This is a genomic window from Alphaproteobacteria bacterium (genome assembly GCA_016722515.1).
Classification (GTDB): Bacteria; Pseudomonadota; Alphaproteobacteria; order Rickettsiales; family JADKJE01; genus JADKJE01.
Window position 1 is genome coordinate 1 of sequence record JADKJE010000018.1, and the last position, 9,556, is coordinate 9,556.

Genomic DNA, 9,556 nt, shown 5'->3' on the forward strand with positions numbered 1-9,556 from the left:
TTAACCTAAAACCAGGGGGATGGGTTCCCGATATCTCTTCCCGGTTTCAGGATGGTGTTGTTGATAGGTTAGTGCGAGAAAATATGGCCCATAACCGGATGGCTATTAAGGCATGGTTAGCAAATCCCAAAGCGAGTAAAAGATGGAGTTTTATTATGAACCAACAACGGGAGAAATAACAGGTTTTGGGGTTTTTAGAGGTAAGACGGATTTTGAGCCATTGCCTGGGGTAACCATCCGCCTTATCCGTACCCAACAGGGTTATCATTTAGACAGTTATTTCCCCGACATTCCACCCAAACCTTAATAATGGAGAGTAATATGAAAAAAAGTAAGCAACAATTAATGGAAGAATATGAATGGGCAGCACAGTTTTAATGGATATCCATGGGTTTATGGAATCCGCAGAGCAAAGATTATGCGAAATACACAAGCTATGAACATCTGGCTAGGGAATATGCAGAAGATAGATCACGACTTAGTCAGATGGGGATTGAGCATTATTTGCAAACCATTACTGAATTACAAATGATGGCCGAGAAAGAAATGGATTCTTGGGAAACCATTAAGCGACAATCTAACACCTGGATGCCGGATGCAGCAGCCACCAAGAAATGGTTGGAAACCGATGTTATCCCTGTTCTGGTGACCGAAGCCGAACGGCGGGGCTGGAAAAAGCCTGCTTAAGGGTAACCCCTTCCTTCGTCATTAATTAAATTAAAGGGCAGCTTGGCTGCCCTTTTTTATTATCGTTTTTGGCGAGGGCTTGCTCCTGGCGGGTATCTATAAACCCCGCCGGACACGCGCCATGAATGCTGCCAGCGGTAATGGGGCAAAACCCAACCCAAATATCCACCCAAGCCAGGGCAATACAAATATCCCAACCACCCCGGGTAATGGCTTGCCCAATACGGCAACCGCCCCAGGGAATATCACAACCTCAGGGAACAACCCAGGCAATCCCGCCACTGCCCTGAATCCTGGCGCTGTCACGCCCGGTAACAACATTGGCAATCAACCCCTTAACCCCGGCAATCAACTAGCCAACCCGAATAACTCCTTAACCCCTGGCCAAGCCAATCTTGCCAATCAACCACCTCTTGCCCCTGGCCAACAGGCCACTACACCCAACTCCTCACAAAACCCTTTACAGAACAATACAGGAACTATACAATCATTACCACAACCATATTTTACTTCTAGTACAGGAAAAACGGAGAACTTTTTTCTCACCAGGCAGGATATACAATTTTCAAATCAGCAACTTTACCAAGCAGGCCGTTTACCTTATTCTCCTTCCACTAGTTTAACCAACGCAGGCAGGTCATATCAAAAACATAGTAATGGGGTAGGTGCTAATCCTAATCTACCTAAAATGGGCAGTTATCAGGATATAAATGAAGCGGCCGATAAATTTGTAGAAACTATTCTCAGTCATCCGAATGCAGTTTATATTAGGCATGTGGTCAATAAAGTTGAATTTTATCATATAAAAGTACCAGGATTAGGTGGATTGAGTTTTGATGCTAACGGTAATTTGAAAGGATTCTTAAACCCATGAATGGAAAATTTTCTGTCGATCTATTTAGCCCCATGACCACAGAAGAAAGATATGCAATGATCTTTTTTAATGTTTCCGAGAAACACGGGCTGGGGTTAGGGGAAATCTATTTTCCTGATTCAAAGTCTGATGATGTTTTTATCCGATTTTATGATTCTTCGATCAAATGCAATTTAGATGAACTGATTGATGTGCTGCAATCTACTAAAAAAAGATTGGTTGCAAGCAGAGCGTTACCTGAAGAACGTGAAATTTAGGTTATTACACTAATAATTAATCATATTCTTAAAGGCTTAAAGGGATTATCATATGCAATATTCTAATTCAGACGATCCTATTGACTCACAAACTTATGAAGCATTAGGTCGTTATATTGCTAAATTCTCGTTATTTGAGGCACATCTTTGTGATTTATTTAGACTTACGTTAAGTCTGGATGAATCAGCCAGTTTACTGATTAAATCAGTCATAGAAACCTCAGCCTTTATGAAGCTCACTTTCGAAATTTATCAGAGAAAAGTTGGAAATATTGAAACTCAATTAGTTACAGATTGCAAAAACGTGATTGAATATAGAAATAGATCAGTACATTCAAAAATATTTACACAGGTTACGGGAAATCCTATTTCAACCAGCGATACTAGCAAAATAACTTTTAGATTTCGCTACTAAACGAAGTTTTATTAATAATAATAATTTAAAGGAATATTTCGATGATACTAATTCGGAAAATAGATCGTCAAATTTGAATCATACTGAAATCAATGAAAAAATGGATGATTTACAGAATATTATTAATCGTATTATAGCCCTTAAGGTTAAGTTGATACCATTAGTACAAGAAATATTGAATAGATTAGCGAAAAATGATAAAAACGAGAGAACAATTGGATAAAAAGTATGATTGGAGAATGCAAGTCTTAATATTTATTAACACCGATATGATGAGCTCTTACGGTGACCCGGATAACTTTTGCAAAAATTATAGCGAAATTGCTAAATCTTATGCTGAGGAAAAGACACTTTATGAGGAAGGAATTGAAGACTATCTGCAAAGCATTACTGATTTACAGCTAATAGCTGAAAAAGAACTAGTCTCATGGGAAGTGATTGGCAACGCTGCTTATACCGGTCTTGATGGCAAGGATGATGCCAAAAAATGGTTGGGAGATGAAGTCATCCCAGCACTTGTAGCAGAAGCCGAAAAGCGGGGGTGGAAAAAACCTGCTTAAGGTTTCATGATATTTCTGAGGCAATGCGTTTAACATAAGGGCAGCTTGGCTGCCCTTTTTTGATTATTTTGGTTTTATGGTATACATATTAGAAAAGTAAGGATGACAACCTAGAAAACAAATGGATGATAATCATGGGTTTATTGCAAAAGTTGAAAAAAAACATCGGTGGCCGAACAAATAAAAATGCAGAATCAAATGATCTCTGGCCCTTTCATTGATTTCCTGACCTATTATGCCGATGCCGCGTCTCGCTGCAAAAATGCTTCTGCCATACAACAGGATGAAGAAATTTCCTATGCTTTTGCCACTTACACGTCAGAAGCGGAAAATGAAGATTGGTATCGTCAAACCCTGCAACAGGGCCGCCAATTACTGACCATTCATCCCTTCCCTTGGCAGCAGATCCGCATGCTGGCCTTTCCCGCTACTCAGGCAAGCTATGATGAAAGCAAAACCCGGCAATGGGTGACTAACATCTTGCGATTGCTGGAAGCGCAAGTAGATCAAGAAGATTGATTTTCGGAATAGGCGGAGAAGGCAATCCGACCACTTGGAAAACCCGTTCGCGTCTTAAGCTTATCCACAAACGGGCTTGTGCCTGAGATCGGGCGGTTACAACCCGTTTTCCGGACTGCCGCGACTTTTCCCTGATCCTTATTGGTTGATTTTTATCAAGCCGCAGAAACCGACGATAATAGGGGTTGCTGGCGCACCAGGCGGCTATAATCATCCATCATCATGCGGGTTAGGTTGCCCACCTGGAATTGATGGGTGGTTGGTTCCATCACCAGTTCCGCAACGGGCGTAATTTCTGCAGCCGTTCCTGTCAGGAACATTTCCTGGGCTTTGCCAATTTCACGGGGATGGATGGCGCGCTCAACCACTTTAATCCCACGCTTCCTGGCCAAATCCATCACAGTTTTGCGCGTAATACCATCCAAAAAACAATCAGGAGTGGGGGTATGCAATTCGCCATTAAAATTGAAAAAGACATTGGCCCCCGTGGCTTCCGCCACTAACCCACGGTAATCCAGCATTAAAGCGTCGGCAAAGCCTTGCGCCTCAGCGGCTTCCTTACTATGGGTGCAAATCATGTAAGGCCAGCGGCCTTGCTGGCGGTGGGTGCCGTATCCGGTGCCGGTCGGCGCCAAGCAGCCAGGGTTAAGCGTACGCCCTTGGCCTTGGTTTCCGGGGTAAAGTAGGATGCCCATACCCACACCGCAATGGCCAGATGCACGGTTGATTGGGGAGCTGAAATACCCAGCATCTCACTGCCTCTCCACGCAATTGGACGCACATAACAATCCTTTAATTGCTGAGCGGCAACCACCTGCTTGGTGGCCGCATCAATCTGGGCCACGCTATAAGGAATCTTAAACCCGATAATTTCGGCGGAGCGGATCAATCGCTGGCTATGTTCGGTCAATTTGAAGATTTCGCCGTTGTAGCAGCGCTCACCCTCAAATACACTGCTGGCATAATGCAAGCCATGCGTTAAAATATGGATTTTTGCATCCCGCCAAGGAATCAACTTGCCGTCTAACCAAATGGACCCATCACGATCATCCATTGGAATTAATTTCATGACTACTCCCCTTCCTATGAAATCCTCCCGGTCTATATCAATTTTCTGATATCCGAGATTTCTGTGTGTTATTTTACTAAAAAACCCCCGTATTATCTTCCAACAGCCCCTGTTCTGCAAGGTTAATTTTATCACGTCTTCACCCGTTTTGGGGTAATTTTCAGCTGATCTTTTTCCCACATCTAATCAAATATAACTGCCCTTCATCATTACCTTGGTCCATTTGCCGAAATACTGGATCAAGACAAAAAATTTGTTCGTTTTCCCCGATCCGCTTGAATGTACAGTTGAAACATTAACAAAAGTTTACTATTGCCGAATAAATTTGTATAATTGCAAATGAAAAAGGTTAGGAAGGGTAATAGCCTCTCTGTTACCCTCATATCCCGCCCATCAAAAAGGCTTATGGCATGGACAGCAGCTCTGCATCTTTAGGTGATACCACGCCCCCCCATGTGTTGGTGGTGGATGATGACACCCGCCTACGCCAATTGTTGCAAGAGTATCTAACCAGCCAAGGATTTATGGTATCAGTAGCTGAGAATGCCCACATTGCCTACCTAAAATTACAAACCTTGCAGTTTGATGTCATGGTACTGGATTGGATGATGCCTGGGGATGATGGCTTATCCTTACTACAATCCATCCGCCCCACCCACTCTTTACCGGTTTTAATGCTGACAGCGCTTGACGATACCGAAAACCGCATTACAGGACTTGCCAAAGGCGCTGATGACTATCTGGGTAAACCTTTTGACCCGCGCGAACTGGTATTACGGTTGCGGAAACTGTTGCAACGCCAGCCAGCGCTAGCCCTACCTACCACCCCCACTCTGATACGTTTTGGACGTTTTACCTTTGACCGCGAGCGGAGGTTGCTGACCGATGGGGATAACCTTGTTAAATTAACCACAGCTGAGGCTGATTTATTATCGGTGTTAACCAGCCGCAGTGGCCAACCCATGCAACGGGAAGAAATTGTTGCCCTGCTGGTTGACCAACATCTGACCCCGCGCACCATTGATGTCCAAATTAATCGCTTACGCCGCAAGCTTGAAACCGATCCGGCCGCACCACGTTATTTGCAAACCGTGCGCAACCGCGGTTATGTGTTGATCGGGGATTAAACGATGGCTGCCTCATTTTTTCAAACCACTTTGCGGAAAATGAAAAGATACCGGCCTGTCATCAGCCGCTTCTTACCCGGTCTTTTTCCGAAAACACTGCTTGGTCGATCCCTGCTTATCATCATCACCCCGCTGATTTTCCTGCAGGTGACCTCCACTTGGTTTTTCTATGAAACCCATTGGGATACATTAACCAAGCGCTTAACCTCTAGCGTAGCTGGCGATATCGGCTTGGTGCTTTACTTGATGGATCAATTGCCCACAAGCCAGCAGCCAGAAATTTTTGAGGCAGCACATGATTATACCGACATTACTTTATTTGGAAACCTGGTCAGATCCTGCCGATATCACCGCTCTTCATCCGCAATAACCCGGTTGACCGACAATTGCGGCAATATTTTGCAAGACATTACCGAACAGCCTTCTTAATTGACGGCCGATCGCTTGAAAAAGCAGTAGAAATTCGCTTGCTTTTAGAAAAACCTGCAGGGGTTTTACAGGTTTTCGTACCCAGGCGCCGCTTGTTCAGCTCCACCACCTATGTTTTTATTTTATGGATGGTAGGCAGTTCCCTCGTTTTATTTCTGGTTGCCACCATCTTCATGGGCAATCAAACCAAACCCGTTAAAAAACTGGCCCAAGTGGCCGAAGAATTTGGCAAAGGCCGCGACATGCTGGATTTTAAACCGGAAGGTGCCAGCGAAGTACAGCAAGTAGGCATTGCTTTCCGCCGCATGCGCGAGCGGATCCAACGGCAAATCAGCCAACGCACTGATATGCTAGCGGGAGTTTCCCATGACCTACGCACCCCCTCACCCGCATGCGTTTGCAATTAGCTTTGATGGCTGAAAGTCCACAGAGTACAGCCTTACTGCAAGATATAGATGAAATGTCGCGCATGATTGATGGTTATTTGGCCTTTGCTCGCGGTGAAGGCACCGAAGTACCTCGCTTGATCAATTTCAGCCGCTTAATTGAAAGCGTGGCGGCAAACGCCAGGCGCCAGCAGGCCTCGCTCTTTACCAATATCGCGGACAATCTCGTTTTACCCTTGCGACCGGATGCCCTCAGGCGTTGCCTGAGCAATTTGCTCGAAAACGCTCAGCGTTACGGCAACCATATTTGGCTGCAAGCCTATCAGCACCGGCAGATGATCCATGTGATCATTGATGATGACGGCCCAGGTATCCCCAAAGACCAGCGGCAAAATGTGTTCAAGCCCTTTTTCCGCCTACAGCAAACAGAACCTGAGGGCGAACCACCGCATATGGGCCTGGGTCTAACCATTGCACGCGATATTATTCGCAACCATGGCGGCCAATTAGAACTGCATGACTCACCCCATAAGGGTTTACGCATTCATATCCGCCTGCCCGTATAAACCCCTAAGCGGTATAGCAGATCCCTCCCTTTATTTTGATCTGATCAGTGGCTTAAGCAGGCTTTTTACCAAGAAACCGGGGTTTAAAAAACATGCCGTATCTTGCGTGATGAATGATAAAGGGTTATGGTGGGATCATCAACAAGTCAACATCATAAAACAGCCTTTATATAATCCCATATTACTAATGTGACAAGAAGGGTAATTTTCCCTGGGGGTTATTGCAGTCATCAAAAGAACATATAATGAACGTATGTTGATTTCAATGGCAGTCCTATTCAAGTATTTTCAACCAGTATGGGAGGTAAGGATGGGTGAGTTTAAGGAAGCTGTTAAACTTAAACACGGGGATCAAGATGATCCGGCGCATAAAGGCTGGGGGGAGGATAAAGATTCACCCTTTAACTCAAATGGCATCACCCTCATAGCGGGTGGGGCGTATGCCGGGGTGGGCCATACCGGCTTTGATGGGGGATGGATGAGGGGGCATGGATGATTTCACGCTGCATTCCCCCTTGCCCGCCTTAACCCCCAAGCCTGCCGCAACCTTGATCAACGCCCATGCCTGGATGCTGGATAGCCTGATGCAGGGCAAGAAACTGACGGGTACCAAATATCTACCCGACCAGGTGCTCGAGGATGCGGATTTGTTAAATCACAGCTTGGCCTTGCAGAAACAAGCACAGGATGCTGCCACCCTGAACCAAACCGCCGCCAGCAATTTGCCCAAATCACTGCAAAAACATCAAGCCTTGGCCTTATCAGCAACCCTGCCCCAGCAACAAGCCTGGCATTTGCATAAGGGATTGCAACTGTTGCAAGAAGCACGGGATGAGGGGATTATCCCAGGGGAGGATGCCGAACGGTTGGGGGATGACTTTACACGTTCCTTAGGCCAAGACCAGGCTAACCTGTTATTGAACAAAGCCCCCCATAGCATCGCCCAAGCCTTGCATACCAATCCCTTGCTGGTGGGCTTAAACCCACAAGACCGCCAAAGACTTGAGCAACGGGCCGAGCGTCGCCTACATTCCCTGCCGCTCGATCACCAACGCCAACAGCAACAAGCCCTCTTGCAACAGACCGGCAACCACCTCAAGACCTGGTTCACCCGCTCCTATGATTATCTGGGCAAGGCCGGGCAATTACCCCCCCTCTGAGCTGGCTGATCTGGAAGTTACCCAGGCCTTACCCAAACACACCCTCAATCTATTGTCACAATTAAGCGCCCATGCGGTTCAGCAAAGCGCCAAACATCAAGCTTATTTGAACCGTATCCAGCAGGGGTTTAAGGATCAACCCCTTGATCCCCATCACCCAGATGATCAACAAGCGGCTGATTACCATTTCCTCCTTAATCATGGCAAAGACAGTGATCCACAATTATCCGGTACCTTACCTGATCTCTTCCGCTTAACCAGGATTGTCCCCAAATCCGCCAAACCTGCCTTAAGCCGTTTGATCCATGGCCGCGATGGCTTGAAGTTCAGCCAACGCCTGGCAGATGTTTGGCAAGACAATCCCTCCCTAGCTGCCCAATTGCCGGATGAGGTGTTGGCCCATAATGTTGCAGCCTCCACCCTCTTGCCCGATTGGCAATTAGGCGGGGCAGCTGATCCCCACAACCGCCTCTATTACCTCCTCACTTCCCCAGCCTTGCCGCCTATGCCTACCAGCCAAGACCCTGCCATCTTGGGGCAGCAAACCGCCCAGCGGATCATCGCCCTGCGGCAAATCCAAGCTGACCTTCAAACCTTAGAATACCAAGCCGCCCATCATCCCGATCAGATGGCAAGCCAGGCTGCAACCCTTGATCCAAGCACGGCGCGATACACTCGCCCAACTCTCGGCTGACCCGAAGAACAACGTTCCCCAAAACCTCCGCATTATTTCTTTAACCCAGGAACAAGTGCGGCAACGCTTAGGCTTTGAACCACCCCGGGAATCCGTGTTTAAGTCCCCAACCTTGGCCCATGCCAGCCGTCATTCCGAAACCCCTGATATCGACATGGCGTTCGGCATCATAGAATCCATGAAGGCAGGCAAGCTGCCACCCGACTTCTGCAAAACTACCCCGCATTTCCCCTAGCGTTTGATGAATATGGGCAATTATAGGACCCGGGTGTCAATGACTTGGTCATTGACCATATTTAAGCCTTTCACTCGAGCAATTAGCACAAGGCCAAGCCATCACCCGGATGGATGAAGTCCTGAAACTGCCGATCAAAGGCTATGAAGGCAAAGAGATGGATGGGGAGTCCTTGACTTACTTAGCTACCTTGTATGGCATGCAGGACTTAAATAAACCCGAAATCAGCCCAGACCCCAATGCCGGGGCTTTCGGCAGCATCCGCTCGAATGACCTGCTCTATTATACCATCCAACAAACCATTAAAGCCTATCATTCCAGTCAGCTTTCCTACCCGCAATTCAAAGAGGCGCTGAACAGCCTGCGTTCCTTCCGCCCGGATGAAAAATTGGATAATTTGGGGCGCCTGTTCTTAGCCGAAGAAGTCACCCCCAACCAGCAATTGGCGCGTGATTTGGCCAATCTGGGTGTTAATGTGGCCATGGCAATCCCCATCATAAGGGCCGTAGGTGGTGCTTTGAAATATGGTGGTATAGGGGCTAAAAAAGCGGTAGAGTTCCTATTCCCCCAACTGGCGA

The 9,556-nt window shown here is 46.7% G+C and carries 13 protein-coding genes and 2 pseudogenes; 13 read left to right on the forward strand and 2 right to left on the reverse strand.

Translation table 11 applies throughout. From position 1 onward, the window contains the following. Positions 1 to 142: 142 nt before the first annotated feature. The 7 genes from IPP74_15155 to IPP74_15185 all read left to right on the forward strand — a co-directional run bounded on the left by IPP74_15155 (position 143) and on the right by IPP74_15185 (position 3,312). Positions 143 to 307, forward strand: a complete 165-nt coding sequence (locus IPP74_15155; GenBank protein ID MBL0320613.1) for a hypothetical protein — start codon at positions 143 to 145, stop codon at positions 305 to 307. Positions 308 to 387: 80 nt separating this feature from the next. Then, positions 388 to 687, forward strand: coding sequence for a hypothetical protein (locus tag IPP74_15160; protein ID MBL0320614.1), 300 nt, complete (start codon positions 388 to 390; stop codon positions 685 to 687). 79 nt (positions 688 to 766) lie between these two features. Continuing rightward, entirely contained in the window at positions 767 to 1,561 is a 795-nt protein-coding gene (locus IPP74_15165) for a hypothetical protein (GenBank protein MBL0320615.1), read from the forward strand. Then, positions 1,558 to 1,818, forward strand: a complete 261-nt coding sequence (locus IPP74_15170) for a hypothetical protein (GenBank protein MBL0320616.1) — start codon at positions 1,558 to 1,560, stop codon at positions 1,816 to 1,818. Before IPP74_15165 ends, IPP74_15170 begins: the two co-directional genes overlap by 4 nt. A 52-nt stretch (positions 1,819 to 1,870) precedes the next feature. Then, complete coding sequence (locus IPP74_15175; GenBank protein MBL0320617.1) at positions 1,871 to 2,233, forward strand: hypothetical protein; 363 nt, start codon at positions 1,871 to 1,873, stop codon at positions 2,231 to 2,233. A 194-nt stretch (positions 2,234 to 2,427) separates the two neighbouring features. Then, entirely contained in the window at positions 2,428 to 2,793 is a 366-nt protein-coding gene (locus tag IPP74_15180; protein MBL0320618.1) for a hypothetical protein, read from the forward strand. A 168-nt stretch (positions 2,794 to 2,961) separates the two neighbouring features. After that, complete coding sequence (locus IPP74_15185; protein MBL0320619.1) at positions 2,962 to 3,312, forward strand: hypothetical protein; 351 nt, start codon at positions 2,962 to 2,964, stop codon at positions 3,310 to 3,312. Between the two features lie 155 nt (positions 3,313 to 3,467). Here the strand turns inward: IPP74_15185 and IPP74_15190 are convergent. Further along, positions 3,468 to 4,381, reverse strand: a pseudogene (locus IPP74_15190) (branched-chain amino acid aminotransferase). A 410-nt stretch (positions 4,382 to 4,791) separates the two neighbouring features. On the opposite strand from IPP74_15190, the gene IPP74_15195 reads away from it, so the two are divergent. The 5 genes and pseudogenes from IPP74_15195 (at position 4,792) to IPP74_15215 (ending at position 8,743) form a co-directional block, all read left to right on the forward strand. Then, positions 4,792 to 5,508: a response regulator transcription factor gene (locus IPP74_15195; GenBank protein ID MBL0320620.1), complete on the forward strand. Its 717-nt coding sequence runs from the start codon at positions 4,792 to 4,794 to the stop codon at positions 5,506 to 5,508. 39 nt (positions 5,509 to 5,547) lie between these two features. Next, positions 5,548 to 6,889, forward strand: a pseudogene (locus IPP74_15200) (HAMP domain-containing protein). A 310-nt stretch (positions 6,890 to 7,199) separates the two neighbouring features. Then, the gene (locus IPP74_15205) at positions 7,200 to 7,385 is read left to right on the forward strand and encodes a hypothetical protein (protein MBL0320621.1); all 186 of its coding nucleotides are present in this window, start codon (positions 7,200 to 7,202) and stop codon (positions 7,383 to 7,385) included. Then, positions 7,378 to 8,049, forward strand: coding sequence for a hypothetical protein (locus IPP74_15210; GenBank protein ID MBL0320622.1), 672 nt, complete (start codon positions 7,378 to 7,380; stop codon positions 8,047 to 8,049). Before IPP74_15205 ends, IPP74_15210 begins: the two co-directional genes overlap by 8 nt. Further along, entirely contained in the window at positions 8,009 to 8,743 is a 735-nt protein-coding gene (locus tag IPP74_15215; GenBank protein MBL0320623.1) for a hypothetical protein, read from the forward strand. The genes IPP74_15210 and IPP74_15215 overlap by 41 nt, the downstream gene beginning before the upstream one ends. A 67-nt stretch (positions 8,744 to 8,810) precedes the next feature. On the opposite strand, the gene IPP74_15220 is transcribed toward IPP74_15215, so the two are convergent. Beyond that, positions 8,811 to 8,969, reverse strand: coding sequence for a hypothetical protein (locus tag IPP74_15220; GenBank protein MBL0320624.1), 159 nt, complete (start codon positions 8,967 to 8,969; stop codon positions 8,811 to 8,813). A gap of 118 nt (positions 8,970 to 9,087) precedes the next feature. On the opposite strand from IPP74_15220, the gene IPP74_15225 reads away from it, so the two are divergent. Beyond that, the coding region (locus tag IPP74_15225) for a hypothetical protein (protein MBL0320625.1) at positions 9,088 to 9,556 on the forward strand (469 nt) is incomplete at its 3' end.